37 protein-coding genes are annotated in these 25,459 nt (G+C 57.5%); 1 reads left to right on the forward strand and 36 read right to left on the reverse strand.

The annotated features are described in order from the left end of the window. Positions 1-40 precede the first annotated feature (40 nt). On the reverse strand, positions 41-553 hold the full coding sequence (locus tag ACZ9A3_RS20850) for a single-stranded DNA-binding protein (RefSeq protein ID WP_045200019.1): 513 nt from the start codon (positions 551-553) through the stop codon (positions 41-43). A gap of 9 nt (positions 554-562) precedes the next feature. Further along, the gene (locus ACZ9A3_RS20855) at positions 563-1,957 is read right to left on the reverse strand and encodes an MFS transporter (protein ID WP_045200021.1); all 1,395 of its coding nucleotides are present in this window, start codon (positions 1,955-1,957) and stop codon (positions 563-565) included. A 129-nt stretch (positions 1,958-2,086) separates the two neighbouring features. Here ACZ9A3_RS20855 and uvrA point away from each other — a divergent pair, with 129 nt between their 5' ends. Continuing rightward, positions 2,087-4,921 (forward strand): excinuclease ABC subunit UvrA, encoded by a 2,835-nt coding sequence (uvrA, locus tag ACZ9A3_RS20860; RefSeq protein ID WP_045200024.1) that lies wholly within the window; start codon positions 2,087-2,089, stop codon positions 4,919-4,921. Between the two features lie 60 nt (positions 4,922-4,981). On the opposite strand, the gene bfr is transcribed toward uvrA, so the two are convergent. From bfr to rpsL, 34 genes are all read right to left on the reverse strand, one after another. After that, positions 4,982-5,446 (reverse strand): bacterioferritin, encoded by a 465-nt coding sequence (gene bfr / locus ACZ9A3_RS20865; protein ID WP_045200027.1) that lies wholly within the window; start codon positions 5,444-5,446, stop codon positions 4,982-4,984. A gap of 155 nt (positions 5,447-5,601) precedes the next feature. Further along, complete coding sequence (locus tag ACZ9A3_RS20870; protein WP_258715916.1) at positions 5,602-7,050, reverse strand: catalase; 1,449 nt, start codon at positions 7,048-7,050, stop codon at positions 5,602-5,604. Between the two features lie 173 nt (positions 7,051-7,223). Continuing rightward, positions 7,224-7,610, reverse strand: coding sequence for a 50S ribosomal protein L17 (gene rplQ, locus ACZ9A3_RS20875; protein ID WP_002555463.1), 387 nt, complete (start codon positions 7,608-7,610; stop codon positions 7,224-7,226). Positions 7,611-7,653: 43 nt separating this feature from the next. Beyond that, positions 7,654-8,655, reverse strand: a complete 1,002-nt coding sequence (locus ACZ9A3_RS20880; protein WP_003186012.1) for a DNA-directed RNA polymerase subunit alpha — start codon at positions 8,653-8,655, stop codon at positions 7,654-7,656. Between the two features lie 22 nt (positions 8,656-8,677). After that, entirely contained in the window at positions 8,678-9,298 is a 621-nt protein-coding gene (gene rpsD, locus ACZ9A3_RS20885) for a 30S ribosomal protein S4 (RefSeq protein WP_010220321.1), read from the reverse strand. Between the two features lie 15 nt (positions 9,299-9,313). Further along, entirely contained in the window at positions 9,314-9,703 is a 390-nt protein-coding gene (gene rpsK, locus ACZ9A3_RS20890) for a 30S ribosomal protein S11 (RefSeq protein ID WP_002555466.1), read from the reverse strand. Positions 9,704-9,733: 30 nt separating this feature from the next. Then, positions 9,734-10,090 (reverse strand): 30S ribosomal protein S13, encoded by a 357-nt coding sequence (gene rpsM / locus ACZ9A3_RS20895; RefSeq protein ID WP_010220320.1) that lies wholly within the window; start codon positions 10,088-10,090, stop codon positions 9,734-9,736. A gap of 131 nt (positions 10,091-10,221) precedes the next feature. Further along, positions 10,222-10,338 (reverse strand): 50S ribosomal protein L36, encoded by a 117-nt coding sequence (gene rpmJ / locus ACZ9A3_RS20900; RefSeq protein ID WP_002555468.1) that lies wholly within the window; start codon positions 10,336-10,338, stop codon positions 10,222-10,224. Between the two features lie 28 nt (positions 10,339-10,366). Continuing rightward, complete coding sequence (secY, locus tag ACZ9A3_RS20905) at positions 10,367-11,698, reverse strand: preprotein translocase subunit SecY (RefSeq protein ID WP_010220319.1); 1,332 nt, start codon at positions 11,696-11,698, stop codon at positions 10,367-10,369. Then, positions 11,699-12,133, reverse strand: a complete 435-nt coding sequence (rplO, locus tag ACZ9A3_RS20910) for a 50S ribosomal protein L15 (RefSeq protein ID WP_010220318.1) — start codon at positions 12,131-12,133, stop codon at positions 11,699-11,701. A 3-nt stretch (positions 12,134-12,136) separates the two neighbouring features. Beyond that, entirely contained in the window at positions 12,137-12,313 is a 177-nt protein-coding gene (gene rpmD / locus ACZ9A3_RS20915; protein ID WP_010220317.1) for a 50S ribosomal protein L30, read from the reverse strand. Between the two features lie 2 nt (positions 12,314-12,315). Then, positions 12,316-12,816, reverse strand: coding sequence for a 30S ribosomal protein S5 (gene rpsE / locus ACZ9A3_RS20920; protein WP_010220316.1), 501 nt, complete (start codon positions 12,814-12,816; stop codon positions 12,316-12,318). 3 nt (positions 12,817-12,819) lie between these two features. Continuing rightward, positions 12,820-13,170 (reverse strand): 50S ribosomal protein L18, encoded by a 351-nt coding sequence (gene rplR, locus ACZ9A3_RS20925; RefSeq protein ID WP_009397496.1) that lies wholly within the window; start codon positions 13,168-13,170, stop codon positions 12,820-12,822. Positions 13,171-13,180: 10 nt separating this feature from the next. Further along, entirely contained in the window at positions 13,181-13,714 is a 534-nt protein-coding gene (gene rplF / locus ACZ9A3_RS20930) for a 50S ribosomal protein L6 (RefSeq protein ID WP_010220314.1), read from the reverse strand. Between the two features lie 12 nt (positions 13,715-13,726). Next, a complete protein-coding gene (rpsH, locus tag ACZ9A3_RS20935; protein WP_010220313.1) occupies positions 13,727-14,119 on the reverse strand; it encodes a 30S ribosomal protein S8 in 393 nt (130 codons plus the stop codon). A gap of 209 nt (positions 14,120-14,328) precedes the next feature. Further along, entirely contained in the window at positions 14,329-14,634 is a 306-nt protein-coding gene (rpsN, locus tag ACZ9A3_RS20940; protein WP_010220312.1) for a 30S ribosomal protein S14, read from the reverse strand. 13 nt (positions 14,635-14,647) lie between these two features. Continuing rightward, complete coding sequence (gene rplE, locus ACZ9A3_RS20945; protein ID WP_010220311.1) at positions 14,648-15,187, reverse strand: 50S ribosomal protein L5; 540 nt, start codon at positions 15,185-15,187, stop codon at positions 14,648-14,650. 20 nt (positions 15,188-15,207) lie between these two features. Continuing rightward, a complete protein-coding gene (rplX, locus tag ACZ9A3_RS20950) occupies positions 15,208-15,522 on the reverse strand; it encodes a 50S ribosomal protein L24 (RefSeq protein ID WP_009397501.1) in 315 nt (104 codons plus the stop codon). A gap of 11 nt (positions 15,523-15,533) precedes the next feature. Continuing rightward, positions 15,534-15,902: a 50S ribosomal protein L14 gene (rplN, locus tag ACZ9A3_RS20955; protein WP_002555479.1), complete on the reverse strand. Its 369-nt coding sequence runs from the start codon at positions 15,900-15,902 to the stop codon at positions 15,534-15,536. A gap of 23 nt (positions 15,903-15,925) precedes the next feature. Continuing rightward, on the reverse strand, positions 15,926-16,192 hold the full coding sequence (rpsQ, locus tag ACZ9A3_RS20960) for a 30S ribosomal protein S17 (protein ID WP_008374160.1): 267 nt from the start codon (positions 16,190-16,192) through the stop codon (positions 15,926-15,928). Positions 16,193-16,194: 2 nt separating this feature from the next. After that, positions 16,195-16,386 carry a 50S ribosomal protein L29 gene (rpmC, locus tag ACZ9A3_RS20965; protein ID WP_002555481.1) on the reverse strand — a complete coding sequence of 64 codons (192 nt, stop codon included), beginning with the start codon at positions 16,384-16,386 and terminating at the stop codon, positions 16,195-16,197. Then, complete coding sequence (gene rplP / locus ACZ9A3_RS20970; RefSeq protein WP_003255479.1) at positions 16,386-16,799, reverse strand: 50S ribosomal protein L16; 414 nt, start codon at positions 16,797-16,799, stop codon at positions 16,386-16,388. The genes rpmC and rplP overlap by 1 nt, the downstream gene beginning before the upstream one ends. Positions 16,800-16,811: 12 nt before the next feature. After that, entirely contained in the window at positions 16,812-17,498 is a 687-nt protein-coding gene (gene rpsC / locus ACZ9A3_RS20975) for a 30S ribosomal protein S3 (protein ID WP_010220308.1), read from the reverse strand. A 13-nt stretch (positions 17,499-17,511) separates the two neighbouring features. Next, on the reverse strand, positions 17,512-17,844 hold the full coding sequence (rplV, locus tag ACZ9A3_RS20980) for a 50S ribosomal protein L22 (protein WP_003103908.1): 333 nt from the start codon (positions 17,842-17,844) through the stop codon (positions 17,512-17,514). Positions 17,845-17,855: 11 nt separating this feature from the next. Beyond that, complete coding sequence (rpsS, locus tag ACZ9A3_RS20985; protein ID WP_002555486.1) at positions 17,856-18,131, reverse strand: 30S ribosomal protein S19; 276 nt, start codon at positions 18,129-18,131, stop codon at positions 17,856-17,858. Between the two features lie 16 nt (positions 18,132-18,147). Next, a complete protein-coding gene (gene rplB, locus ACZ9A3_RS20990; protein WP_038606161.1) occupies positions 18,148-18,972 on the reverse strand; it encodes a 50S ribosomal protein L2 in 825 nt (274 codons plus the stop codon). Between the two features lie 14 nt (positions 18,973-18,986). Beyond that, positions 18,987-19,286 (reverse strand): 50S ribosomal protein L23, encoded by a 300-nt coding sequence (rplW, locus tag ACZ9A3_RS20995; RefSeq protein WP_010220306.1) that lies wholly within the window; start codon positions 19,284-19,286, stop codon positions 18,987-18,989. Continuing rightward, complete coding sequence (rplD, locus tag ACZ9A3_RS21000; protein WP_010220305.1) at positions 19,283-19,885, reverse strand: 50S ribosomal protein L4; 603 nt, start codon at positions 19,883-19,885, stop codon at positions 19,283-19,285. Before rplD ends, rplW begins: the two co-directional genes overlap by 4 nt. A gap of 12 nt (positions 19,886-19,897) precedes the next feature. Further along, positions 19,898-20,533, reverse strand: a complete 636-nt coding sequence (gene rplC, locus ACZ9A3_RS21005; RefSeq protein ID WP_010220304.1) for a 50S ribosomal protein L3 — start codon at positions 20,531-20,533, stop codon at positions 19,898-19,900. An 80-nt stretch (positions 20,534-20,613) separates the two neighbouring features. Beyond that, the gene (rpsJ, locus tag ACZ9A3_RS21010; protein WP_003186070.1) at positions 20,614-20,925 is read right to left on the reverse strand and encodes a 30S ribosomal protein S10; all 312 of its coding nucleotides are present in this window, start codon (positions 20,923-20,925) and stop codon (positions 20,614-20,616) included. Positions 20,926-21,067: 142 nt separating this feature from the next. Then, positions 21,068-22,261 (reverse strand): elongation factor Tu, encoded by a 1,194-nt coding sequence (gene tuf / locus ACZ9A3_RS21015; protein WP_010220303.1) that lies wholly within the window; start codon positions 22,259-22,261, stop codon positions 21,068-21,070. Between the two features lie 30 nt (positions 22,262-22,291). Further along, positions 22,292-24,439 carry an elongation factor G gene (gene fusA / locus ACZ9A3_RS21020; RefSeq protein ID WP_045202252.1) on the reverse strand — a complete coding sequence of 716 codons (2,148 nt, stop codon included), beginning with the start codon at positions 24,437-24,439 and terminating at the stop codon, positions 22,292-22,294. Positions 24,440-24,469: 30 nt separating this feature from the next. Next, complete coding sequence (gene rpsG / locus ACZ9A3_RS21025; RefSeq protein ID WP_008089143.1) at positions 24,470-24,940, reverse strand: 30S ribosomal protein S7; 471 nt, start codon at positions 24,938-24,940, stop codon at positions 24,470-24,472. A 120-nt stretch (positions 24,941-25,060) separates the two neighbouring features. Continuing rightward, the gene (gene rpsL, locus ACZ9A3_RS21030; RefSeq protein WP_003186084.1) at positions 25,061-25,432 is read right to left on the reverse strand and encodes a 30S ribosomal protein S12; all 372 of its coding nucleotides are present in this window, start codon (positions 25,430-25,432) and stop codon (positions 25,061-25,063) included. Between the last annotated feature and the right edge of the window lie 27 nt (positions 25,433-25,459).

Here is a 25,459-nt window from a genome sequence, read left to right on the forward strand (position 1 = left end):
GCACCGGGCGTTTTGAGGGTATTGCGGTCAGCGTGGCGAATCAGAACGGAATATCGTCATCGAAGCTGTCGAAGTCCGGAGCCGGCTGCGGTGCGGCCTGCTGAGGCGCCGGGCGCTGTTGCGGCGCGGACTGCTGTGGACGCGGAGCCTGTTGGCGTGGCGCCTGGTTGTAGTTGTTGCCGCCTTGCGGGGCGCCGTCCTGGTTCTGCGGGCGGCCACCGAGCAGTTGCATGGTGCCCTGCATGTCGACGACGATCTCGGTGGTGTAACGCTTGATGCCGTCCTTTTCCCACTCGCGGGTCTGCAGCTTGCCTTCGATGTAGACTTGCGAGCCTTTGCGCAGGTATTCACCGGCGATTTCGGCAACTTTGCCGAACATCGATACGCGGTGCCATTCGGTGCGCTCGACCTTCTGGCCGGTCTGCTTGTCGGTCCACTGCTCGCTGGTAGCCAGGCTCAGGTTGGTCACGGCGTTACCGTTGGGCAGGTAGCGGACTTCGGGATCCTGGCCGCAGGTACCGACCAGAATGACTTTGTTAACCCCACGGGCCATAACGTTCTCCTAGGCTTCGCACGCGGAGGAAGCCGGGTTTACCAGGCGTTCCAGGGTCGTGCGATCCAAAATTTGTGTATCAAGTTTGATATAGATGGCGGCTTCATCGGCCACCACCACTGCGTCGGTCACACCCGGGACGGCCATCAGCCGCTCGGTCAGCCCCGCTTCCCGTACCGCCTCGGCCGATAACGGCATGCGCAGGCTGGTCACGTACGGCGGTTCACGCATGCTCAGCGCCACGACCCACCACAGGGCACACAACGCTGCGCAGCCAAGGAACACCGTGCTCAGGCCACCGTGCTGGAACAACCAGCCACCGAGAATTCCTCCCAACGCGGCACCAAGGAACTGGCTGGTGGAATATACCCCCATGGCCGTGCCCTTGCCGCCGGCGGGCGACACCTTGCTTACCAGTGAAGGCAAGGATGCCTCCAGCAGGTTGAAGGCGGTGAAGAATATCACGGTGCCGATCACCAGTTCGTGCAAGTTGTCTGCTGACAGCCAGAAGAATAGCTCGGTGAGCATCAACACACTGACCGCGCCCAGCAGGACACGTTTCATCTTGCGCTTTTTTTCGCCGTAGATGATGAACGGGATCATTGCAAAGAATGAAATCAGCAAGGCGGTCAGGTACACCCACCAGTGCTCTTCTTTCGGCAGGCCGCCGCGCTCGACGAAAGCCAGCGGCAAAGCGATGAAACTGGCCATCAGAATGGCATGCAAGACGAAGATGCCCACGTCCAGGCGCAGCAGGTCCGGGTGGCGCAGGGTCGGCATTAGCGCCTGCTTGGCGACCCCGGACTCACGATGCTGCAACGCGCCGTGGGACGGCGGCACGACAAAGGCAATGATCGCAATACCGACTACGGCCATGGCCGCGGTGGCCAGGAACAACCCCGAGAGGCCAAAGGCACGGGTGACCAGCGGGCCGACGACCATGGCCACGGCAAACGACAGGCCGATGCTCATGCCGATCATGGCCATGGCCTTGGTGCGGTGCTGTTCGCGGGTCAGGTCCGAGAGCAAGGCCATGACCGCGGCAGAAATCGCCCCGGCGCCTTGCAGGATGCGTCCGGCAATCACCCCCCAGATCGAGTCGGCCTGGGCCGCCAGCACGCTGCCCAGGGCAAAGATCACCAGGCCCAGGTAAATCACCGGGCGACGGCCGATGCGATCGGAAATCACCCCGAACGGGATCTGCAGGAAAGCCTGGGTCAGGCCGTAGGCACCAATGGCCAGGCCGATCAGTGCCGGGGTGGCACCGGCCAGGTCCATGCCATAGGTCGCCAGTACCGGCAGGACCATGAACATGCCCAGCATACGGAAGGCGAACACCAGGGCCAGGCCGCCTGCGGCGCGGGTCTCGCTGCCACTCATGCGTTCGCTGTGGGGATCGTGCATGGATAAACCTCGTGTGAACCGGCGGCGATTCTACCAGTCCCATCGCATAACGGCATATACGCGACGCTTTGCCGCGTAATGGCATGGAGCCGTATACTCAACCGTTTATGCCCGCCGAGCGAGGCCGCAGTGGACAAGATCCTGATTCGTGGGGCACGTACCCACAACCTGAAGAACATCGACCTGACCCTGCCCCGGGACAAGTTGATCGTCATCACCGGCCTGTCCGGTTCCGGCAAGTCGTCCCTGGCCTTCGATACCCTGTACGCCGAAGGCCAGCGCCGTTATGTCGAATCCCTGTCGGCGTACGCCCGGCAGTTCCTGTCGATGATGGAAAAGCCCGACGTCGATACCATCGAAGGCCTGTCGCCAGCGATCTCCATCGAGCAAAAGTCGACCTCGCACAACCCGCGTTCGACCGTCGGCACCATCACCGAAATCTACGACTACCTGCGCCTGCTCTACGCCCGCGTCGGTACCCCGCGCTGCCCGGACCACGACATCCCGCTGGAAGCGCAGACCGTCAGCCAGATGGTCGACCTGGTCCTGGCCCAGCCCGAAGGCAGCAAGCTGATGCTGCTGGCGCCGGTGATTCGCGAGCGCAAGGGTGAACACCTGGCGGTATTCGAAGAGCTGCGCGCCCAGGGCTTCGTCCGCGCGCGGGTCAACGGCAAGCTGTTCGAGCTCGATGAACTGCCCAAGCTCGACAAGCAGAAAAAGCACACCATCGAAGTAGTCGTCGACCGCTTCAAGGTGCGTGATGACCTGCAGCAGCGCCTGGCCGAGTCGTTCGAAACCGCGCTGAAACTGGCCGACGGCATCGCCCTGGTCGCTTCGATGGACGACCAACCGTTCGAAGAAATGATCTTCTCCGCCCGCTTCGCCTGCCCGATCTGCGGCCATGCGATCAGCGAGCTGGAGCCCAAGCTGTTCTCCTTCAACAACCCGGCCGGCGCCTGCCCGACCTGCGACGGCCTGGGGGTCAAGCAGTTCTTCGACATCAAGCGCCTGGTCAATAGCGAGCTGACCCTGGCTGAAGGTGCGATTCGCGGCTGGGACCGGCGCAACGTCTATTACTTCCAGATGCTCGGCTCGCTGGCCGCGCATTATGACTTCAGCCTCGAGATCCCCTTCGGCGAACTACCGGCCGAGCAGCAGAAAGTCATCCTCCACGGCAGCGGCAAGCAGAACGTTGATTTCAAATACCTCAACGACCGCGGCGACATCGTCAAGCGCTCGCACCCGTTCGAAGGCATCGTGCCGAACCTGGAGCGCCGCTACCGCGAGACTGAGTCGGCGACCGTGCGCGAAGAGCTGGCCAAGTTCCTCAGCACCCAGCCCTGCCCGGATTGCCGTGGCACGCGCCTGCGCCGTGAAGCGCGGCACGTGTGGGTCGGCGAGAAGACCCTGCCGGCAGTCACTTGCCTGCCGATCGGCGATGCCAGCGGTTACTTCGGTGGCCTCAAGCTGACCGGTCGCCGGGGCGAAATTGCCGACAAGATCCTCAAGGAAATCTGCGAGCGCCTGCAGTTTCTGGTCAACGTCGGTCTCGACTACCTGACCCTCGATCGCAGCGCCGATACCCTCTCCGGCGGTGAAGCCCAGCGTATCCGCCTGGCCAGCCAGATCGGCGCCGGCCTGGTCGGGGTCATGTACATCCTCGACGAGCCGTCCATCGGCCTGCACCAGCGCGACAACGACCGCTTGCTCGGCACCCTCAATCACCTGCGCGACATCGGCAACACGGTGATCGTGGTCGAGCATGACGAGGACGCCATTCGCCTGGCCGACTACGTCGTCGACATTGGCCCGGGCGCCGGCGTGCATGGCGGCCAGATCGTCGCCGAAGGCACCCCGGCCGAGGTCATGGCCCATCCCGACTCGCTGACCGGCAAGTACTTGTCTGGCCGAGTGAAGATTGCCGTACCGGCCAAGCGTACGCCACGTAACAAGAAGCTCTCGATCAAGCTCAAGGGCGCGCGCGGCAACAACCTGCAGAACGTCGACCTGGAAATTCCGATCGGCCTGCTGACGTGCGTGACTGGCGTGTCCGGCTCCGGCAAATCGACCCTGATCAACAACACCTTGTTCCCGCTCAGCGCCACCGCCCTCAACGGTGCCAGCACCCTGGAAGCGGCGCCGCACGACAGCTGCGATGGCCTGCAGCACCTGGACAAGGTGGTCGACATCGACCAGAGCCCGATCGGCCGTACCCCGCGCTCGAACCCGGCGACCTACACCGGACTGTTCACGCCAATTCGCGAGCTGTTCTCCGGCGTGCCGGAGTCGCGCTCGCGCGGCTACGGCCCGGGTCGTTTCTCGTTCAACGTCAAGGGTGGGCGCTGCGAAGCGTGCCAGGGCGACGGCCTGATCAAGGTCGAGATGCACTTTTTGCCGGACATCTACGTGCCGTGCGATGTGTGCAAGAGCAAGCGCTACAACCGCGAAACCCTGGAGATCAAGTACAAGGGCAAGAACATCCACGAGGTCCTGGAAATGACCATCGAGGAAGCCCGCGAGTTCTTCGACGCGGTACCGGCGCTGGCGCGCAAGCTGCAGACACTGATGGATGTCGGCCTGTCCTACATCAAGCTCGGCCAGTCGGCGACAACCCTCTCCGGTGGCGAAGCGCAGCGGGTCAAGCTGTCACGCGAGCTGTCCAAGCGTGACACCGGCAAGACCCTGTACATCCTCGACGAACCGACTACCGGCCTGCACTTTGCCGATATCCAGCAGTTGCTCGATGTGCTGCACCGCCTGCGCGATCACGGCAACACCGTAGTGGTGATCGAGCACAACCTGGACGTGATCAAGACTGCCGACTGGATCGTCGACCTCGGCCCCGAGGGCGGTTCCAAAGGCGGACAGATCATCGGCTTCGGTACACCGGAACAAGTGGCCGAGATGAAGCAGTCGTATACCGGCTACTACCTCAAGCCGCTGCTGGAACGTGACCGCGCCTGATTCGGCCCGCTCGCACATGAAAAAGCCCCGCACTGGCGGGGCTTTTTTTGCTCCGGAAAATTACATCTGCGATTGCAGGTAGTTCTCCAGACCGATCGACTTGATCAGGCCCTGCTGTTTTTCCAGCCAGTAGGTGTGATCTTCTTCGGTATCGGCCAGCTGCAGGCGCAGGATGTCGCGGCTGATGTAGTCCTTGTGCAGTTCGCACAGCTCGATGCCTTTGCACAGTGCCGCGCGCACCTTGTACTCCAGGCGCAGGTCGGCGGCGATCATGTCCGGCACGGTGGTGCCGACGTCCAGGTCATCAGGACGCATGCGCGGGGTGCCTTCGAGCATGAGGATACGACGCATCAGGGCATCGGCGTGTTGCGCCTCTTCTTCCATTTCGTGGTTGATACGCTCGTAGAGCTTGCTCAAGCCCCAGTCCTCGTACATCCGCGAGTGGATGAAATATTGGTCACGTGCCGCCAGTTCGCCCGTCAGCAACGTGTTGAGATAATCGATTACGTCCGGGTGACCTTGCATCGCCCTGCCTCTCCCTGTGTGAAAGTCATAGTTTGAACCAGGATGACCGGAAGGTCACTGAGAATTGGGCAAAAAAGTGCAAAAAAGCGGGTAAACGGTAGTGATATTCATTGAAAAACCGCCCAAATGAGGGCGGTTCTTCTTATCACTTCGACTTAGGCGAGATTTATGCCCAAAGCCTTGGCAATCCCTTCGCCATAGGCCGGATCGGCCTTGAAGAAGTGCTGCAACTGACGCTGGACCACCTCTTCAGAAACTCCGCCCATGGCGCCGGCGATGTTGCTGATCAGCAGCGCCTTCTGCTCCGGGTTCATCAGGCGGAACAGCGCACCGGCATGGCTGTAGTAGTCGGTGTCTTCGCGGTGATCGTAACGATCGGCGACACCGTTGAGCGCCAGTGGCGGCTCAGCATACTGCGGCGCTTGCTTGGGCGCATTGGCGTAGCTGTTCGGCTCATAGTTCGGCGCCGCACCACCGTTGCTGCCAAACGCCATAGAACCATCACGCTGGTAGCTGTTTACCGGGCTGCGTGGGGCGTTTACCGGCAGTTGCTGGTGGTTGGTACCGACGCGGTAGCGATGGGCGTCTGCGTAAGCGAACACGCGCCCCTGCAGCATGCGGTCTGGCGACAGGCCGACACCGGGCACCATGTTGCTCGGGCCAAACGCGGCTTGTTCGACTTCGGCAAAGTAGTTCAGCGGGTTGCGGTTGAGTTCCAGTTCGCCGATCTCGATGAGCGGGTAGTCCTTCTGCGACCAGGTCTTGGTCACATCAAACGGGTTCTCGTCGCGGCTGGCCGCTTCTTCTTCGCTCATGACCTGGATGCACACGGCCCATTTCGGGAAGTCACCGCGCTCGATCGCTTCGAACAGGTCGCGCTGGGCGTAATCCGGATCGGTACCGGCCAGGCGCGCGGCCTCGGCAGGAGCCAGGTTCTTGATGCCCTGCTTGGTCTTGAAGTGCCATTTGACCCAGGTGCGCTGGCCCTGAGCGTTGATCAGGCTGTAGGTATGGCTGCCAAAACCATGCATGTGCCGGTAGCCGTCCGGAATGCCGCGGTCGGAGAACAGGATAGTGACCTGGTGCAGCGCTTCAGGCGAGTGCGACCAGAAGTCCCACATCATCTGCGCGCTTTTCAGGTTGCTTTGCGGCAGGCGTTTCTGGGTGTGGATGAAGTCGGGGAATTTCAGCGGGTCACGGATGAAGAACACCGGGGTGTTGTTGCCAACGATGTCCCAGTTGCCTTCCTCGGTGTAGAACTTCAGGGCGAAACCACGCGGGTCGCGCTCGGTATCGGCCGACCCCCGCTCGCCACCGACGGTGGAGAAACGCAGGAAGGTTTCGGTCTGCTTGCCGAGGTTGCTGAACAGCTTGGCGCAGCTGTACTGGGTGATATCACGGGTAACGGTAAAGGTGCCATAGGCACCCGAGCCTTTGGCGTGTACGCGGCGTTCAGGGATGTTCTCGCGGTTGAAATGCGCGAGCTTCTCGATGAGATGGAAGTCATCCAGCAACAGCGGGCCGCGTGGGCCTGCCGAACGCGAATTCTGGTTGTCGGCTACCGGGGCGCCGCTGGCGGTGGTCAGTATTTTGTTCTGGCTCATGCTCTCTCTCCCTATCGGTCTTGAACGGCCGGCTAATCGGCTTGGGAGGAGTATCGACCACAACTATGACAACAACAAATTCATTGCCTGACTCAGATCAATAGATTATTACAATACATATAGACACAAAAAACCGGGCACTAGGCCCGGTTTCTTGTTACAGACTGTTCGCCTTACTCAGCAGCTTCAACCGAGCCACCAACAGGACGATCAACCAGCTCGACGTACGCCATAGGTGCGTTATCGCCAGCGCGGAAGCCGCACTTGAGGATACGCAGGTAGCCGCCCTGACGGGTGGCATAGCGCTTGCCCAGATCGTTGAACAGCTTGCCGACGATTTCTTTCGAACGGGTACGGTCGAAAGCCAGACGACGGTTAGCAACGCTGTCTTCCTTGGCCAGGGTGATCAGCGGCTCGGCAACGCGGCGCAGTTCCTTGGCTTTTGGCAGAGTAGTTTTGATCAGCTCGTGCTCGAACAGCGACACCGCCATGTTCTGGAACATGGCCTTACGGTGAGAGCTAGTACGGCTCAGGTGACGTCCACTTTTACGATGACGCATGGGTTCATTCCTTACCAAACACTACGTTCGGTGATTACGACGATCAGGCAGTCGCCTTGTCGTCCTTCTTAAGACTTGCAGGCGGCCAGTTGTCGAGGCGCATGCCGAGGGACAGACCACGGGAGGCCAGAACGTCCTTGATTTCGGTCAAGGATTTCTTGCCCAGGTTCGGAGTCTTCAACAGTTCTACTTCGGTGCGCTGAATCAGGTCGCCGATGTAGTAAATGTTCTCCGCCTTAAGGCAGTTGGCCGAACGCACGGTCAATTCCAGATCGTCAACCGGACGAAGCAGGATCGGATCGATCTCGTCTTCCTGTTCGACTACCACTGGTTCACTGTCACCTTTGAGGTCGACGAACGCAGCCAGCTGCTGTTGCAGGATGGTTGCGGCACGACGGATGGCCTCTTCAGGATCCAGGGTACCGTTGGTTTCCAGATCAATTACCAGCTTGTCCAGGTTGGTACGCTGCTCGACACGGGCGTTTTCCACCACGTATGCGATACGGCGAACCGGGCTGAACGAAGAGTCGAGCTGCAAGCGACCAATGCTGCGGCTTTCGTCTTCATCGCTCTGACGCGAATCGGCCGGCTCATAACCACGACCACGAGCTACGGTGAGCTTCATGTTCAAGGCGCCATTCGACGCCAGGTTAGCGATTACGTGATCGGGGTTAACGATCTCGACATCATGATCCAGCTGAATATCGGCAGCGGTAACCACCCCCGAACCCTTCTTCGACAAGGTCAGCGTAACTTCGTCACGACCGTGCAGTTTGATAGCCAGGCCTTTCAGGTTCAACAGGATTTCAATGACATCTTCCTGTACACCTTCGATTGCCGAGTACTCGTGGAGTACACCGTCAATCTCGGCCTCGACTACTGCACAGCCAGGCATGGAGGACAACAGGATGCGGCGCAGCGCGTTGCCCAGGGTATGGCCAAAGCCACGCTCGAGAGGCTCGAGCGTGATTTTAGCGCGGGTTGGACTGACGACCTGCACATCGATGTGGCGGGGCGTCAGGAACTCATTTACCGAAATCTGCATGGATGCACCTATTTTCTAGCCCTTACTTGGAGTAGAGCTCGACAATCAGGCTTTCGTTGATGTCGGCGGACAGGTCGCTGCGAGCAGGAACGTTCTTGAAAACGCCCGACTTCTTGGCAGCATCCACATCTACCCACTCAACGCGGCCACGCTGGGCGCACAGTTCAAGGGCTTGAACAATGCGCAGCTGGTTCAGCGACTTCTCGCGAACCGCGACCACGTCACCCGGACGAACTTGGTAGGACGGAACGTTTACAGTCTTGCCGTTTACGCTGATCGCTTTGTGCGAAACCAGCTGACGGGATTCGGCACGAGTAGCGCCAAAGCCCATACGATAAACGACGTTATCCAGACGGCACTCGAGCAGTTGCAGCAGGTTCTCACCAGTAGCGCCCTTCTTGGAGGCCGCTTGCTTGTAGTAACCGCTGAATTGACGCTCAAGTACGCCGTAGATACGACGGACTTTTTGTTTCTCACGCAGCTGGGTGCCGTAGTCGGACTGACGACCGCGGCGCTGACCGTGGATACCTGGGGCTGCTTCGATGTTGCACTTCGATTCCAGAGCGCGAACGCCGCTCTTCAGGAACAGATCGGTGCCTTCACGACGAGACAGTTTGCATTTTGGACCAATGTAACGTGCCATTTATCTGTCTCCTGATTACACGCGGCGCTTCTTCGGCGGACGGCACCCGTTATGCGGGATTGGCGTCACGTCGGTGATGCTGGCGATCTTATAGCCACAGCCGTTCAGAGCACGAACAGCGGACTCACGACCTGGACCTGGACCCTTGACGTTGACGTCGAGGTTCTTCAGACCATATTCCAGCGCAGCTTGACCAGCACGTTCAGCAGCTACCTGAGCAGCGAACGGGGTGGACTTGCGGGAACCGCGGAAACCCGAACCGCCGGAGGTAGCCCAGGACAGAGCGTTACCTTGACGATCGGTGATGGTCACGATGGTGTTGTTAAAAGAGGCATGGATGTGGGCGATGCCATCAACCACTGTCTTTTTGACTTTTTTACGAGGACGAGCAGCAGGTTTTGCCATTTCTAAATTCCTGTCGATTCGCTGGTGCGATTACTTGCGGATCGGCTTACGCGGGCCCTTACGGGTACGCGCGTTGGTCTTGGTACGCTGACCGCGTACTGGCAGACCCCGACGATGACGCAGGCCGCGGTAGCAACCCAGGTCCATCAACCGCTTGATTTTCATGTTGATGTCACGGCGCAGATCACCTTCGGTGATGTACTTCGCGACTTCAGTACGCAGCGATTCAACCTGCTCGTCGCTCAGATCCTTGATCTTTGCGGCTGGGTTGACCCCAGTCTCTGCACAGATTTTCTGTGCAGTAGTGCGACCAACACCATAGATGTAGGTCAGCGAGATAACAGTGTGCTTGTTATCTGGAATGTTGACGCCTGCAATACGGGCCATTCAGTGGGACTCCAATTGACAGCTACCTACGCCCCGGAAGCCAAGAAATAGGGCGCGAGATAATATCGCTGTAGAAACAAATAATCAACCCAGCAGCGCACTAGCTGCTGGGTTTGTAGCGCAGATCACAATCAGCCTTGGCGCTGCTTGTGACGTGGTTCCGCACTGCAAATTACTCGAACGACACCTTCGCGGCGAATAATTTTGCAGTTACGGCACAGCTTTTTCACCGATGCACGAACTTTCATCACCAACTCCTCGAACCTTAAGGGTCAATCAGCGCAGCAGACCGCTGCCACCGTAGCCTTTCAGGTTGGCTTTCTTCATCAGGGATTCGTACTGGTGCGAAACGAGGTGCGATTGTACTTGGGACATGAAGTCCATCACAACCACTACCACAATCAGCAACGAGGTCCCGCCAAGGTAGAACGGAACGTTTGCCGCGACCACCAGGAACTGGGGAAGCAGACACACGGCCGTCATATAAAGAGCACCGAACATGGTCAAGCGGGTCAGAACGCCATCAATGTAGCGCGCCGACTGCTCACCTGGACGGATGCCCGGAATAAAGGCACCGGACTTCTTCAGGTTTTCCGCTACGTCTTTCGGATTGAACATCAACGCCGTATAGAAGAAGCAGAAGAAAATAATCCCTGCACTAAACAGCAGAATATTCAACGGCTGACCAGGAGCGATCGACTGCGAGATGTCCTGCAACCAGCCCATACCTTCGGACTGACCGAACCAGGCACCCAGCGAAGCCGGGAACAGCAAGATGCTGCTCGCGAAAATGGCAGGGATTACACCCGCCATGTTCACTTTCAACGGCAGGTGGCTGGTCTGCGCAGCGAAGACCTTGCGGCCCTGCTGACGCTTGGCGTAGTGAACGGCGATACGACGCTGACCACGCTCAATGAACACCACGAAACCGATAATCGCTACTGCCAGCAAACCGATAGCGACCAGGGCGAAAATGTTGATATCGCCTGTGCGTGCAGACTCGAAAGACTGCCCGATTGCTCTCGGAAGACCGGCGACGATACCTGCGAAAATCAACATCGAGATACCGTTGCCTACACCGCGCTCGGTGATCTGCTCGCCCAGCCACATCATGAACATCGCGCCGGCCACGAACGTGGACACCGCAACGAAATGGAAGCCAAAGTCAGCAGAAAACGCCACGCCCTGACCGGCCAGGCCAATGGACATGCCAATGGCCTGGACCAGCGCCAGGATAACGGTGCCGTAGCGGGTGTACTGGCTGATCTTGCGACGGCCAGCTTCACCTTCCTTCTTCAACTGCTCCAGCTGCGGGCTGACGGCGGTCATCAATTGCATGATGATCGATGCCGAAATGTACGGCATGATCCCCAGCGCAAAGATGCTCATCCGTTCCAGCGCGCCGCCGGAAAACATGTTGAACAAGCTAAGAATGGTCCCCTCATTCTGTCGAAACAGTTCCGCCAGCCGGTCCGGGTTGATACCTGGAACTGGGATGTGTGCGCCTATCCGGTAGACGATGATCGCCAGGAACAGAAAACGCAGACGAGCCCAGAGTTCAGACATCCCGCCTTTGCCGAGCGAAGAGAGAGCACCTTGCTTAGCCATTTATTCCTCGAACTTGCCGCCAGCTGCTTCGATAGCCGCACGCGCACCTTTGGTGGCTGCGATACCCTTGATGGTGACCGCGCGAGTAACTTCGCCGGACAGCATGATTTTCACACGCTGTACGTTTTGGTTAATCACGTTGGCATCCTTCAGGGATTGCACGGTGACAACGTCGCCTTCCACTTTGGCCAGCTCGGACAGACGCACTTCTGCGCGGTCCATGGCTTTCAGGGAAACGAAGCCGAATTTCGGCAGACGACGGTGCAGCGGCTGTTGACCGCCTTCAAAGCCTGGAGCAATGGTGCCACCGGAACGGGAGGTCTGACCTTTGTGGCCGCGGCCACCAGTCTTACCCAAACCGCTACCGATACCACGGCCCGGACGATGCTTCTCGCGACGGGAACCCGGCGCTGGACTCAGATCATTGAGTTTCATCGATTAACCCTCGACGCGCAGCATGTAGTAAGCCTTGTTGATCATCCCGCGATTCTCGGGAGTATCCAGGACTTCTACAGTGTGACCGATGCGGCGCAGACCCAGACCCTTAACACACAGTTTGTGGTTAGGGAGACGGCCGGCGGTGCTTTTGATCAGCGTTACTTTAACGGTAGCCATGATCAGCGGATCTCCTCAACGCTCTTGCCGCGCTTGGCAGCAATGGACTCAGGAGATTGCATAGCCTTCAGACCCTTGAAAGTGGCATGAACCACGTTCACTGGGTTGGTCGAGCCGTAGCACTTGGCCAGGACGTTCTGAACGCCAGCAACTTCCAGGACGGCACGCATTGCGCCACCGGCGATGATACCGGTACCTTCCGAGGCAGGCTGCATGTACACCTTCGACGCGCCATGGGCGGACTTGGTGGCGTACTGCAGAGTAGTGCCGTTCAGGTCTACCTGAATCATGTTGCGACGGGCAGCTTCCATGGCTTTCTGGATCGCAGCAGGTACTTCGCGCGATTTGCCACGGCCGAAGCCAACACGACCTTTACCATCACCCACCACGGTCAACGCGGTGAAAGTGAAGATACGGCCGCCTTTGACGGTTTTAGCAACGCGGTTAACTTGAACCAGCTTCTCGATGTAGCCTTCGTCGCGCTTTTGATCGTTATTTGCCATAACTTAGAACTCCAGCCCGCCTTCACGAGCAGCATCAGCCAGCGCTTTGACGCGGCCATGGTACTTGAAGCCGGAACGGTCAAAGGCAACTTGAGATACACCGGCGGCTTTCGCGCGCTCAGCTACCAGCTTGCCAACCTTAGTGGCCGCGTCGATGTTGCCGGTGGCACCATCACGCAGTTCTTTGTCCAAGGTCGAGGCACTGGCCAGAACCTTGCTGCCGTCGGCCGAAATGACCTGGGCGTAGATGTGCTGCGAGGAGCGGAACACGCAGAGACGCACGACTTCGAGTTCGTGCATTTTCAGGCGTGCTTTGCGAGCGCGACGCAGTCGAGTAACTTTTTTGTCGGTCATTTGCTAGGCCCTACTTCTTCTTGGCTTCTTTACGACGGACGACTTCGTCCGCGTAACGCACACCCTTGCCTTTGTACGGCTCTGGTGGACGGAAGTCGCGGATTTCAGCGGCCACCTGACCTACCAGCTGCTTGTCGATACCCTTGATCAGGATATCGGTCTGGCTTGGGGTCTCTGCGGTGATACCGGCCGGCAGTTCGTAATCCACTGGATGCGAGAAGCCGAGTGCCAGGTTCAGCACGGTGCCTTTGGCTTGTGCTTTGTAACCAACACCGACCAGCTGGAGCTTACGCTCGAAGCCTTGGCTTACGCCCTGGACCATGTTGTTCACCAGGGCGCGGGTAGTACCGGCCATAGCGCGAGTTTGTTGATCGCCATTGCGAGCAGCGAAACGCAGCTCACCAGCTTCTTCAACGATTTCAACCGACGAGTGAACGTTCAGTTCGAGAGTGCCCTTGGCACCCTTCACCGAAAGCTGTTGGCCGACGAATTTGACTTCGACACCGGCTGGCAGCTTAACGGGGTTCTTAGCGACGCGAGACATGCTTATCCCCCCTTAGAACACTGTGCAGAGAACTTCGCCGCCGACACCGGCAGCGCGCGCAGCACGATCAGTCATCACACCTTTGTTGGTGGAGACGATAGACACGCCCAGACCGCCACGTACTTTCGGCAGTTCTTCGACGGACTTGTACTGACGCAGGCCTGGACGACTTACGCGCTTGACTTCCTCGATGACCGGACGGCCTTCGAAGTATTTCAGCTCGATGGAAAGCGATGGTTTTACTTCGCTGCTGACTTGGTAGCCAGCGATGTAACCTTCATCTTTCAGAACTTTGGCTACCGCAACCTTCAGAGTCGACGAAGGCATGCTTACGACGGACTTTTCAGCCATCTGGGCATTACGGATGCGAGTTAGCATGTCCGCTAACGGGTCCTGCATACTCATGGGCTAGACGCTCCTGATACAAGAAAAATTAGCCTCTCGGCTACTACAGTCCCCTGAAATCGCCGGGCGTAAAAACCCGGGCTCAGGAGAGCCGGTCATTCTAGACAGTTCCCAGAAACGAAACAAGCCCCAGAAGGGGCTTGTTTCGTTGCAAGGTCACCGGTGGTCGGAAGATTGCTCCCCCGCCACCTGGACGCTGCCGGTACGTCTTACCAGCTGGCTTTAACCAGACCTGGAACGTCACCGCGCATTGCTGCTTCACGCAGCTTGTTACGGCCGAGGCCGAACTTGCGGTAAACGCCGTGTGGACGACCGGTGATGCGGCAACGGTTCCGCAGGCGCGAGGCGCTGGCGTCACGTGGTTGCTTCTGCAGAGCTACGACAGCGGCAAAACGCTCTTCTGGAGTTGCTTCCAGGTTGACGATGGTCGCTTTCAGCTCGGCACGCTTCTTGGCGTACTTGGCAACAGTGAGCTGACGCTTCAGCTCACGGTTTTTCATGCTCTTCTTGGCCATTTTCCTACTCCAATCAGTTGCGGAACGGGAATTTGAAAGCACGCATCAGAGCGCGGCCTTCGTCATCGTTCTTGGCAGTGGTGGTCAGGGTAATGTCCAGACCGCGCAGAGCATCGATCTTGTCGTAGTCGATTTCCGGGAAGATGATCTGCTCTTTCACGCCCATGCTGTAGTTGCCACGACCGTCGAAGGACTTGGCATTCAGGCCGCGGAAGTCGCGAACCCGAGGCAGGGAGATCGCCAGCAGGCGGTCCAGGAATTCGTACATACGATCACGGCGCAGGGTAACTTTAACGCCGATCGGCCAGCCCTCACGGACTTTGAAGCCCGCGATGGATTTCCGAGCGAAAGTCACAACGGCTTTCTGACCGGTGATCTTCTCCAGGTCAGCAACAGCGTGTTCGATGACTTTTTTGTCGCCGACAGCTTCGCCCAGACCCATGTTCAGGGTGATCTTGGTAACGCGCGGAACTTCCATCACGTTCGCCAGCTTAAGTTCTTCCTTAAGCTTGGGAGCAATCTCGTTCCGGTAAATCTCTTTCAGTCGTGCCATGGTCTTCTACCTAGCAGTGTTCAAGCATCAACCGCTTTTTGGGTCGACTTGAAGACACGAATTTTTTTGCCGTCTTCTACTTTGAAACCAACGCGGTCAGCCTTGTTGGTTTCGCCGTTGAAAATGGCGACGTTGGAAGCGTGCAGTGGCGCTTCTTTCTCGACGATACCGCCCTGTACGCCCGACATCGGGTTAGGCTTGGTATGACGCTTCACCAGGTTGATCCCACCAACGACCAGACGGTCGTCAGCGAGAACCTTGAGCACCTTACCGCGCTTACCTTTGTCTTTGCCGGCGATCACGATGATCTCGTCGTCACGACGAATCTTTTGCATGTCGGATCTCCTTACAGCACTTCTGGGGCGAGCGAGACGATCTTCATGAACTTCTCAGTACGAAGTTCACGGGTCACTGGCCCAAAGATACGGGTGCCGATCGGCTCTTGCTTGTTGTTCAACAGAACAGCAGCATTGCCATCAAAGCGGATGATGGAGCCGTCAGCACGACGGACACCGTGGCGAGTGCGGACTACAACAGCAGTCATCACTTGGCCTTTCTTCACTTTACCGCGAGGAATTGCTTCCTTGACGGTTACCTTGATGATGTCACCGATGCCGGCGTAACGGCGGTGCGAACCGCCGAGAACCTTGATGCACATGACGCGACGAGCGCCGCTGTTATCGGCCACATCGAGCATGGATTGAGTCTGAATCATAAAATTTCTCCGACCCTTAGCCCTTAGACTTCAACAGCGCGTTCGAGAACTTCAACCAGTGCCCAGGACTTGGTCTTGGCCAGCGGACGGGTCTCACGGATGGAGACCTTGTCGCCGATATGGCACTGGTTGGTTTCGTCGTGCGCGTGCAGCTTAGTCGAACGCTTAACGTATTTACCGTAGATCGGGTGCTTTACGCGACGCTCGATCAGTACGGTGATGGTTTTGTCCATCTTGTCGCTGACGACACGGCCAGTCAGCGTACGGACGGTTTTTTCAGCTTCAGCCATGATCACTTACCTGCCTGCTGGTTGAGCACAGTTTTCACGCGAGCGATGTCACGCTTAACTTGCGAGAGCAGGTGCGACTGCCCCAACTGGCCAGTTGCTTTCTGCATACGCAGATTGAACTGGTCGCGCAGCAAGCCGAGCAGTTGCTCGTTCAGCTGCTGTGCTGATTTTTCACGAAGTTCATTCGCTTTCATCACATCACCGTCCGCTTAACAAAGGAGGTGGCGAGAGGCAGCTTTGCAGCCGCCAGGGCGAAAGCCTCACGCGCCAGCTCTTCAGAAACACCCTCGATCTCGTACAGGACTTTGCCTGGCTGGATCTGGGCAACCCAGTACTCCACGGAACCTTTACCTTTACCCATCCGCACTTCGAGAGGCTTCTTGGAGATCGGCTTGTCCGGGAACACACGGATCCAGATTTTACCGCCACGTTTTACGTGACGGGTCAGAGCACGACGTGCCGACTCAATCTGGCGGGCGGTGAGACGACCGCGAGCAACAGCTTTCAGAGCAAACTCGCCGAAGCTGACTTTGCTACCGCGCAGTGCCAGACCACGGTTGTGGCCAGTCATCTGCTTGCGGAATTTTGTACGCTTTGGTTGCAACATTTGGCGTACCCCTTACTTAGCAGCTTTTTTACGAGGCGCTGGTGCTTGTGGTTTCAGTTCTTCTTGGCGACCACCAATTACTTCGCCTTTGAAAATCCAAACCTTCACACCGATCACACCGTAAGTGGTGTGAGCTTCGTAGGTGGCATAGTCGATATCGGCACGCAGGGTGTGCAGCGGCACACGACCTTCGCGATACCATTCAGTACGTGCGATTTCAGCACCGCCGAGACGACCGCTCACTTGGATCTTGATGCCTTTGGCACCAATGCGCATGGCGTTCTGTACGGCGCGCTTCATGGCGCGACGGAACATCACACGACGCTCCAGCTGCTGAGCTACGCTCTGAGCTACCAGCATACCGTCGAGTTCCGGCTTGCGGATCTCTTCGATGTTGATGTGCACAGGCACACCCATTTGCTTGGTCAGGTCCTGACGCAGTTTCTCAACATCTTCACCTTTCTTCCCGATAACGATACCTGGACGAGCGGTGTGGATGGTGATGCGTGCAGTTTGGGCCGGACGATGGATATCGATACGGCTAACGGACGCGCTTTTTAGTTTGTCTTGGAGGTACTCACGCACATTCAGATCTGCGAGCAAATAGTCCGCATAAGTCCGACCGTCTGCGTACCAGACGGAGGTGTGCTCCTTGACGATTCCCAGGCGAATGCCAGTGGGATGTACTTTCTGACCCATCTGATCGACTCCGTTACTTGTCCGCAACCTTGACAGTGATATGGCAAGACCGCTTGACGATGCGATCAGCGCGGCCTTTGGCACGCGGCATGATGCGCTTCAGCGAACGCCCTTCGTTGACGAAAACGGTGGAGACCTTCAGGTCATCAACGTCTGCGCCTTCGTTATGCTCGGCGTTGGCTACGGCCGACTCGAGGACTTTCTTCATGATTTCAGCGGCTTTTTTGCTGCTGAAAGCCAACAGGTTGAGCGCTTCGCCCACCTTCTTCCCGCGGATCTGGTCGGCGACCAAGCGGGCTTTCTGGGCGGAGATTCGAGCGCCCGACAACTTAGCGGCTACTTCCATTTCCTTACCCCTTAACGCTTGGCTTTCTTGTCAGCCACGTGCCCACGATAAGTGCGGGTACCGGCAAACTCGCCCAGTTTATGGCCGACCATGTCTTCGTTCACGAGAACTGGGACGTGTTGGCGACCGTTGTGTACCGCGATGGTCAGACCGACCATTTGTGGCAGGATCATGGAACGGCGCGACCAGGTCTTAACTGGTTTGCGATCGTTCTTTTCCGCCGCCACTTCGATCTTCTTCAGTAGGTGAAGATCGATAAAAGGACCTTTTTTCAGAGAACGTGGCACTGTCGTATCCCTCTATTTACTTGCGACGACGGACGATCATGTTGTCGGTACGCTTATTACCACGAGTCTTCGCGCCCTTAGTCGGGAAGCCCCATGGCGATACCGGATGACGACCACCGGAGGTACGACCTTCACCACCACCATGTGGGTGGTCAACCGGGTTCATGGCAACACCACGAACGGTTGGGCGAACGCCACGCCAGCGTTTGGCACCAGCTTTACCCAGCGAACGCAGGCTGTGCTCGGAGTTCGAGACTTCACCCAGGGTCGCACGGCATTCAGCCAGGACTTTACGCATTTCACCAGAGCGCAGACGCAGGGTCACATAGACACCTTCGCGAGCGATCAGCTGAGCCGAAGCACCAGCGGAACGAGCGATCTGTGCACCTTTGCCCGGCTTCAGTTCGATGCCGTGAATGGTGCTACCCACTGGGATGTTGCGCAGTTGCAGGGAGTTGCCTGGCTTGATTGGAGCCAGAGCGCCTGCGATCAGCTGGTCGCCAGCAGCAACGCCTTTAGGGGCGATGATGTAGCGGCGCTCGCCGTCTGCGTAGCACAGCAGTGCGATGTGAGCAGTACGGTTTGGATCGTATTCGATACGCTCGACAGTGGCGACGATGCCATCTTTGTCGTTGCGACGGAAATCGACCATACGGTAATGCTGCTTATGACCACCACCTACGTGACGAGTAGTGATACGGCCATTGTTGTTACGACCACCAGACTTCGATTTCTTCTCGAGCAGCGGTGCGTGAGGAGCGCCTTTATGCAGCTCCTTGTTGACCACCTTGACCACGAAACGGCGGCCAGGGGAAGTCGGTTTGCATTTAACGATTGCCATGATGCACCCCTTCCTTACTCAGCACTGCTGCTGAAATCGAGATCTTGGCCTGGCTGAAGCGAAACGATCGCTTTCTTCCAGTCATTGCGCTTGCCCAGACCACGTGCGGTACGCTTGGTTTTACCCAGAACGTTTACAGTCGACACGTTTTCGACTTTTACGCCGAACAGGCCTTCGACAGCTTTCTTGATTTCCAGCTTGGTTGCGTCAGTAGCAACCTTGAATACGAACTGGCCTTTTTTCTCAGCCAGAACGGTAGCCTTCTCGGAAACATGCGGGCCAAGGAGGACTTTAAATACGCGTTCCTGGTTCATCCCAGCAGCTCCTCGAATTTCTTCACGGCCGACACAGTGATCAACACTTTGTCGTATGCGATCAGACTGACCGGATCGGAACCCTGTACGTCACGTACGTCGACGTGCGGCAGGTTACGAGCAGCCAGGTACAGGTTCTGATCAACAGCGTCCGAAACGATCAGAACGTCGCTCAGACCCATGCCGTTCAGCTTGTTCAGCAGGTCTTTGGTTTTCGGTGCTTCAACAGCGAAGTCCTGAACCACGACCAGACGGTCGGTACGCACCAGCTCAGCGAGGATGGAACGCATTGCTGCGCGGTACATCTTCTTGTTGAGCTTCTGCGAGTGATCCTGAGGACGAGCTGCGAAAGTGGTACCGCCGCCACGCCAGATTGGGCTACGGATAGTACCGGCACGAGCACGGCCAGTGCCTTTCTGACGCCATGGGCGCTTACCGCCACCAGCAACGTCGGAACGGGTTTTCTGCTGCTTGGTGCCCTGACGGCCGCCGGCCATGTAGGCCACGACTGCTTGGTGTACCAGCGTCTCGTTGAATTCGCCGCCGAAAGTCAGTTCGGAAACTTCGATCGCTTGAGCGTCATTTACATTTAGTTGCATGTCAGCTTCCCCTTAACCGCGAGCCTTGGCAGCCGGACGCACAACCAGATCGCTGCCAGTTGCGCCTGGAACGGCACCCTTGACCAGCAACAGATTGCGTTCAGCGTCGACGCGCACTACTTCGAGGGACTGAACGGTCACGCGCTCGGCGCCCATGTGACCGGACATTTTTTTGCCCTTGAATACACGACCAGGAGTCTGGCACTGGCCGATAGAGCCCGGGACGCGGTGGGAGACGGAGTTACCGTGGGTGTTATCTTGACCGCGGAAATTCCAGCGCTTGATGGTACCGGCAAAGCCTTTACCCTTGGACTGGCCGGTAACGTCTACCAGCTGACCTGCAGCGAAGATTTCAGCGTTGATCGAATCACCGGCCTGGAACTCACCTTCTTCAAGGCGGAATTCCCAGACACCGCGACCCGCGGCAACGTTCGCCTTGGCGAAGTGACCTGCTTGAGCAGCAGTCACGCGCGAAGCGCGACGCTCACCGACAGTGACTTGCACTGCACGATAGCCATCGGTTTCTTCAGTTTTGAACTGGGTGACGCGATTCGGCTCGATCTCAATGACCGTGACCGGAATGGAGACACCTTCTTCGGTGAAAATACGGGTCATACCGCATTTACGACCGACTACACCAATAGTCATGTTGTAAACCTCATGAGTGTACGGGGCTTTCACCCGCTATGGCCGCCCATTTCAGAGCGTTACACGACTAAGACCGTGTCTTAGCCGAGGCTGATCTGCACTTCCACACCGGCCGCAAGATCAAGCTTCATAAGAGCATCAACGGTTTTATCCGTTGGCTGGACGATGTCCAGTACGCGCTTATGAGTACGGATCTCGTACTGGTCACGCGCGTCTTTGTTGACGTGCGGGGAGACCAGAACGGTGAACCGCTCTTTACGGGTAGGCAGTGGAATTGGACCACGCACTTGAGCACCAGTACGTTTCGCGGTTTCCACGATTTCCTGGGTGGATTGGTCGATCAGGCGATGGTCAAAAGCCTTCAACCTGATACGGATTTGCTGATTTTGCATTGGATTTCAGACTCCAGGCTGCTATTCCCACCGGGCGCACTACGCCCGTTAAAAGGAGGCGTGATTCTATAGAGGGCCCCACTGAGTGTCAACCCAATAAAAAAGCCCCCGCTGAGCGGGGGCCTTTTTAAGCGATCAACGATTACTCGATGATTTTGGCTACGACGCCGGCGCCGACGGTACGACCGCCTTCACGGATAGCGAAACGCAGACCATCTTCCATCGCGATGGTTTTGATCAGGGTAACAGTCATCTGAATGTTGTCACCTGGCATTACCATTTCAACGCCTTCTGGCAGCTCGCAGTTACCAGTCACGTCAGTAGTACGGAAGTAGAACTGTGGACGGTAGCCTTTGAAGAACGGAGTGTGACGACCGCCTTCTTCTTTGCTCAGAACGTAAACTTCTGCGGTGAACTTGGTGTGCGGCTTGACCGAACCTGGCTTGACCAGAACCTGGCCACGCTCAACGTCGTCACGCTTGGTGCCGCGCAGCAGCACGCCGCAGTTCTCGCCAGCACGACCTTCGTCCAGCAGCTTGCGGAACATCTCAACACCGGTGCAGGTGGTGGTGGTGGTGTCACGCAGACCAACGATTTCCAGGGCGTCTTGAACGCGGACGATACCACGCTCGATACGACCGGTAACAACGGTACCACGACCCGAGATCGAGAATACGTCTTCGATTGGCATCAGGAACGGCTTGTCGATAGCGCGCTCAGGCTCTGGGATGTAGCTGTCCAGAGTCTCAACCAGCTTCTTGACAGCGGTGGTGCCCATTTCGTTGTCGTCTTTGCCTTCCAGCGCCATACGAGCCGAACCGATGATGATCGGGGTGTCGTCGCCTGGGAAGTCATAGGTGGACAGCAGGTCGCGAACTTCCATCTCGACCAGTTCCAGCAGCTCAGCGTCGTCTACCAGGTCAGCCTTGTTCAGGAAGACCACGATGTACGGAACGCCAACCTGACGGGACAGCAGGATGTGCTCACGGGTTTGTGGCATCGGACCATCGGCGGCCGAGCAAACCAGGATCGCGCCGTCCATCTGGGCAGCACCGGTGATCATGTTCTTCACGTAGTCAGCGTGACCTGGGCAGTCGACGTGAGCATAGTGACGAATGTTCGAGTTGTACTCGACGTGTGCGGTGTTGATGGTGATACCGCGAGCTTTCTCTTCTGGAGCGCTGTCGATCTTGTCGAATTCGACGACGGCCGAACCGAAAACTTCGGAGCAGACGCGAGTCAGAGCTGCGGTCAGAGTGGTTTTACCGTGGTCAACGTGACCGATGGTGCCAACGTTGACGTGCGGAAGGGAACGATCAAATTTTTCTTTAGCCACGACAGTGAACCTCTTGCCTAAAGGGCTGGATTAGCCTTGTTTTTTAACGAGTGCTTCGACGATATTCGACGGAGCTTCGGCGTATTTGGAGAATTCCATGGAGTAGCTCGCGCGACCCTGAGACATGGAACGAACGTCGGTCGCATAACCGAACATTTCTCCGAGCGGAACTTCAGCACGGACAACCTTGCCGGACACCGAATCTTCCATACCCTGGATCAGACCACGACGACGGTTCAGGTCACCCATCACGTCACCCATGTAGTCCTCAGGGGTCACAACTTCTACCTTCATAATCGGCTCAAGCACTTTACCGCCGCCTTTGGCTGCGAGTTGCTTGGTCGCCATGGAGGCCGCCACCTTGAACGCCATCTCGTTGGAGTCGACGTCGTGGTAGGAACCATCAAACACGGTAGCCTTCAGGCCGATCAGCGGATAGCCGGCAACGATGCCGTTCTTCATCTGCTCTTCGATACCCTTCTGGATCGCCGGGATGTATTCCTTAGGAACCACACCACCTACAACCTCGTTGGTGAATTCCAGGCCTTCGGTGATGTTGCCTTGTGCGTCCACTGTTGGCTGCGAGAAGCGAATCCAGCAGTGACCGAACTGACCGCGACCACCGGACTGACGAACGAACTTACCTTCGATCTCGACGTTGTCCTTGGTGATCTGCTCGCGGTACGAAACCTGTGGCTTACCAATGTTGGCTTCGACGTTGAACTCGCGCTTCATGCGGTCAACGAGGATGTCCAGGTGAAGCTCACCCATACCGGAGATGATGGTCTGGCCGGTTTCTTCGTCGGTTTTGACGCGGAACGACGGGTCTTCCTGAGCCAGCTTGCCCAGTGCGATACCCATCTTTTCCTGGTCTTGCTTGGTCTTCGGCTCAACAGCTACCGAGATCACAGGCTCCGGGAAGTCCATACGCTCGAGGATGATCGGCTTGTCGGCGTTGCACAGGGTGTCACCGGTGGTGACGTCCTTCATGCCGATCAGAGCAGCGATGTCGCCTGCCAGTACTTCTTTGATTTCTTCACGCTGGTTGGCGTGCATCTGCACCATACGACCAACGCGCTCTTTCTTGCCCTTGACCGAGTTGATCACGGAGTCGCCGGACTGCAGCATACCCGAGTAAACGCGGACGAAGGTCAGAGTACCCACGAACGGGTCGGTGGCAATCTTGAACGCCAGAGCCGAGAACGGCTCGTTGTCGTCGGCATGACGCTCGTCGTAGTCGGCGTCAACCAGCTCTTCTTTCGGCTTCTCGATCAGATCAGGGTGGATACCCTTGATCGCCGGGATTTCGGTCGGAGCAGGCAGGAAGTCGATAACGGCGTCGAGAACCAGGGGAACGCCCTTGTTCTTGAACGACGAACCGCAGACAGCCGGAACGATCTCGCTGGCCAGGGTGCGCGCGCGCAGACCGGCTTTGATTTCTTCGACGGTCAGCTCACCTTCTTCAAGGTACTTGTTCATCAGCTCTTCGTTGGCTTCGGCAGCAGCTTCGACCATATTGGCGCGCCACTCTTCAGCCAGCTCCAGCATATCGGCAGGAATTTCTTCCTCGCGATAAGTGGTGCCTTTGTCGTCGTCGTTCCAGTAGATAGCCTTCATCTTGATCAGGTCGACCTGACCCTGGAAGTTATCTTCCGAACCGATGGCCAGCTGAACAGGAACCGGGGTGTGACCCAGACGGTTCTTGATCTGACCTACGACGCGCAGGAAGTTGGCACCGGCACGGTCCATCTTGTTCACGTAAACAACACGTGGAACGCCGTACTTGTTGGCTTGACGCCATACGGTTTCGGACTGTGGCTCAACGCCGGAAGTGCCGCAGAACACAACGACCGCGCCGTCGAGTACGCGCAGCGAACGTTCTACTTCAATGGTGAAGTCAACGTGGCCGGGGGTATCGATGACGTTTACGCGATAGTTGTCATACTGGCCACGGGAACCCTGCCAGAAGGTGGTAACAGCAGCGGAGGTAATGGTAATACCCCGCTCCTGCTCCTGCACCATCCAGTCGGTGGTCGCGGCGCCGTCATGCACCTCGCCCATCTTGTGGCTCAGGCCTGTGTAGAACAGGATCCGCTCGGTAGTGGTAGTTTTGCCCGCGTCAACGTGCGCGCAAATACCGATGTTACGGTAGCGGTTGATTGGTGTAGTACGAGCCATAGAGCCCTCGCAAAAATAGTGATGCCAGAATTAGAAGCGGTAGTGCGAGAACGCTTTGTTGGCTTCGGCCATACGGTGTACGTCTTCACGCTTCTTGACTGCAGCACCTTTGCCTTCAGCAGCATCCAGCAGCTCGCCAGCCAGGCGCAGAGCCATGGACTTCTCGCCACGCTTGCGGGCGTAGTCTACCAACCAGCGCATTGCCAGGGCGTTACGACGGGATGGACGAACTTCAACAGGAACCTGGTAAGTGGCACCGCCAACACGGCGCGACTTAACTTCGACCAGCGGAGCGATGGCGTCGAGAGCTTTCTCGAAGATTTCCAGGGGATCGCTGTTCTTGCGTTCTTTAACCTTGTCCAGTGCACCGTAAACGATACGCTCGGCAACGGCTTTTTTGCCGCTTTCCATTACGTGGTTCATGAACTTGGCGAGGATCTGGCTTCCGTATTTTGGATCGTCCAGAATCTCACGCTTGGCTGCTACACGACGTCTTGGCATTGATAAGCCCTCAAACGGTCTTCAGGTTAGCCCGGGACAGTGCCCCTTAAGGGTGCGTGCCCGACCTTACTCTTATCGACTCAATAAAATTGATAACTGCAAACTGCAACAAACGGCCGATTACTTCGGACGCTTGGTACCGTACTTCGAACGACCTTGGTTACGACCTTTGACGCCGGAGGTATCCAGGGAGCCGCGAACGGTGTGGTAACGAACACCTGGCAAGTCTTTTACACGACCGCCACGGATCAGTACGACGCTGTGCTCTTGCAGGTTGTGGCCTTCACCGCCGATGTACGAGGAAACCTCGAAACCGTTGGTCAGACGCACACGGCAAACTTTACGCAGTGCCGAGTTAGGTTTTTTCGGCGTGGTGGTGTACACACGGGTGCACACGCCACGACGTTGCGGGCAGTTCTGCAGCGCAGGAACGTCGGATTTCTCGACGATACGCTTACGCGGCTGACGTACCAGCTGGTTGATAGTTGCCATCTACTAGCTCCACTGTTGTCTTGCGAC

The sequence above is a fragment of the Pseudomonas sp. TE4620 genome (assembly GCF_056279045.1).

What these genes read in the sequence shown, in the direction of transcription:
- ACZ9A3_RS20850 (WP_045200019.1), bottom strand. Translation starts at nt 553, where the DNA reads ATGGCCCGTGGGGTTAACAAAGTCATTCTGGTCGGTACCTGCGGCCAG.
- ACZ9A3_RS20855 (WP_045200021.1), bottom strand. Translation starts at nt 1,957, where the DNA reads ATGCACGATCCCCACAGCGAACGCATGAGTGGCAGCGAGACCCGCGCC.
- bfr (WP_045200027.1), bottom strand. Translation starts at nt 5,446, where the DNA reads ATGCAAGGTCACCCGGACGTAATCGATTATCTCAACACGTTGCTGACG.
- ACZ9A3_RS20870 (WP_258715916.1), bottom strand. Translation starts at nt 7,050, where the DNA reads ATGAGCCAGAACAAAATACTGACCACCGCCAGCGGCGCCCCGGTAGCC.
- rplQ (WP_002555463.1), bottom strand. Translation starts at nt 7,610, where the DNA reads ATGCGTCATCGTAAAAGTGGACGTCACCTGAGCCGTACTAGCTCTCAC.
- ACZ9A3_RS20880 (WP_003186012.1), bottom strand. Translation starts at nt 8,655, where the DNA reads ATGCAGATTTCGGTAAATGAGTTCCTGACGCCCCGCCACATCGATGTG.
- rpsD (WP_010220321.1), bottom strand. Translation starts at nt 9,298, where the DNA reads ATGGCACGTTACATTGGTCCAAAATGCAAACTGTCTCGTCGTGAAGGC.
- rpsK (WP_002555466.1), bottom strand. Translation starts at nt 9,703, where the DNA reads ATGGCAAAACCTGCTGCTCGTCCTCGTAAAAAAGTCAAAAAGACAGTG.
- rpsM (WP_010220320.1), bottom strand. Translation starts at nt 10,090, where the DNA reads ATGGCCCGTATTGCAGGCGTCAACATTCCAGATAACAAGCACACTGTT.
- rpmJ (WP_002555468.1), bottom strand. Translation starts at nt 10,338, where the DNA reads ATGAAAGTTCGTGCATCGGTGAAAAAGCTGTGCCGTAACTGCAAAATT.
- secY (WP_010220319.1), bottom strand. Translation starts at nt 11,698, where the DNA reads ATGGCTAAGCAAGGTGCTCTCTCTTCGCTCGGCAAAGGCGGGATGTCT.
- rplO (WP_010220318.1), bottom strand. Translation starts at nt 12,133, where the DNA reads ATGAAACTCAATGATCTGAGTCCAGCGCCGGGTTCCCGTCGCGAGAAG.
- rpmD (WP_010220317.1), bottom strand. Translation starts at nt 12,313, where the DNA reads ATGGCTACCGTTAAAGTAACGCTGATCAAAAGCACCGCCGGCCGTCTC.
- rpsE (WP_010220316.1), bottom strand. Translation starts at nt 12,816, where the DNA reads ATGGCAAATAACGATCAAAAGCGCGACGAAGGCTACATCGAGAAGCTG.
- rplR (WP_009397496.1), bottom strand. Translation starts at nt 13,170, where the DNA reads ATGACCGACAAAAAAGTTACTCGACTGCGTCGCGCTCGCAAAGCACGC.
- rplF (WP_010220314.1), bottom strand. Translation starts at nt 13,714, where the DNA reads ATGTCTCGCGTCGCTAAGAACCCCGTTAAGCTGCCAGCCGGTGTCGAA.
- rpsH (WP_010220313.1), bottom strand. Translation starts at nt 14,119, where the DNA reads ATGAGTATGCAGGACCCGTTAGCGGACATGCTAACTCGCATCCGTAAT.
- rpsN (WP_010220312.1), bottom strand. Translation starts at nt 14,634, where the DNA reads ATGGCCAAGAAGAGCATGAAAAACCGTGAGCTGAAGCGTCAGCTCACT.
- rplE (WP_010220311.1), bottom strand. Translation starts at nt 15,187, where the DNA reads ATGGCACGACTGAAAGAGATTTACCGGAACGAGATTGCTCCCAAGCTT.
- rplX (WP_009397501.1), bottom strand. Translation starts at nt 15,522, where the DNA reads ATGCAAAAGATTCGTCGTGACGACGAGATCATCGTGATCGCCGGCAAA.
- rplN (WP_002555479.1), bottom strand. Translation starts at nt 15,902, where the DNA reads ATGATTCAGACTCAATCCATGCTCGATGTGGCCGATAACAGCGGCGCT.
- rpsQ (WP_008374160.1), bottom strand. Translation starts at nt 16,192, where the DNA reads ATGGCTGAAGCTGAAAAAACCGTCCGTACGCTGACTGGCCGTGTCGTC.
- rpmC (WP_002555481.1), bottom strand. Translation starts at nt 16,386, where the DNA reads ATGAAAGCGAATGAACTTCGTGAAAAATCAGCACAGCAGCTGAACGAG.
- rplP (WP_003255479.1), bottom strand. Translation starts at nt 16,799, where the DNA reads ATGTTGCAACCAAAGCGTACAAAATTCCGCAAGCAGATGACTGGCCAC.
- rpsC (WP_010220308.1), bottom strand. Translation starts at nt 17,498, where the DNA reads ATGGGTCAGAAAGTACATCCCACTGGCATTCGCCTGGGAATCGTCAAG.
- rplV (WP_003103908.1), bottom strand. Translation starts at nt 17,844, where the DNA reads ATGGAAGTAGCCGCTAAGTTGTCGGGCGCTCGAATCTCCGCCCAGAAA.
- rplB (WP_038606161.1), bottom strand. Translation starts at nt 18,972, where the DNA reads ATGGCAATCGTTAAATGCAAACCGACTTCCCCTGGCCGCCGTTTCGTG.
- rplW (WP_010220306.1), bottom strand. Translation starts at nt 19,286, where the DNA reads ATGAACCAGGAACGCGTATTTAAAGTCCTCCTTGGCCCGCATGTTTCC.
- rplD (WP_010220305.1), bottom strand. Translation starts at nt 19,885, where the DNA reads ATGCAACTAAATGTAAATGACGCTCAAGCGATCGAAGTTTCCGAACTG.
- rplC (WP_010220304.1), bottom strand. Translation starts at nt 20,533, where the DNA reads ATGACTATTGGTGTAGTCGGTCGTAAATGCGGTATGACCCGTATTTTC.
- rpsJ (WP_003186070.1), bottom strand. Translation starts at nt 20,925, where the DNA reads ATGCAAAATCAGCAAATCCGTATCAGGTTGAAGGCTTTTGACCATCGC.
- fusA (WP_045202252.1), bottom strand. Translation starts at nt 24,439, where the DNA reads ATGGCTCGTACTACACCAATCAACCGCTACCGTAACATCGGTATTTGC.
- rpsG (WP_008089143.1), bottom strand. Translation starts at nt 24,940, where the DNA reads ATGCCAAGACGTCGTGTAGCAGCCAAGCGTGAGATTCTGGACGATCCA.
- rpsL (WP_003186084.1), bottom strand. Translation starts at nt 25,432, where the DNA reads ATGGCAACTATCAACCAGCTGGTACGTCAGCCGCGTAAGCGTATCGTC.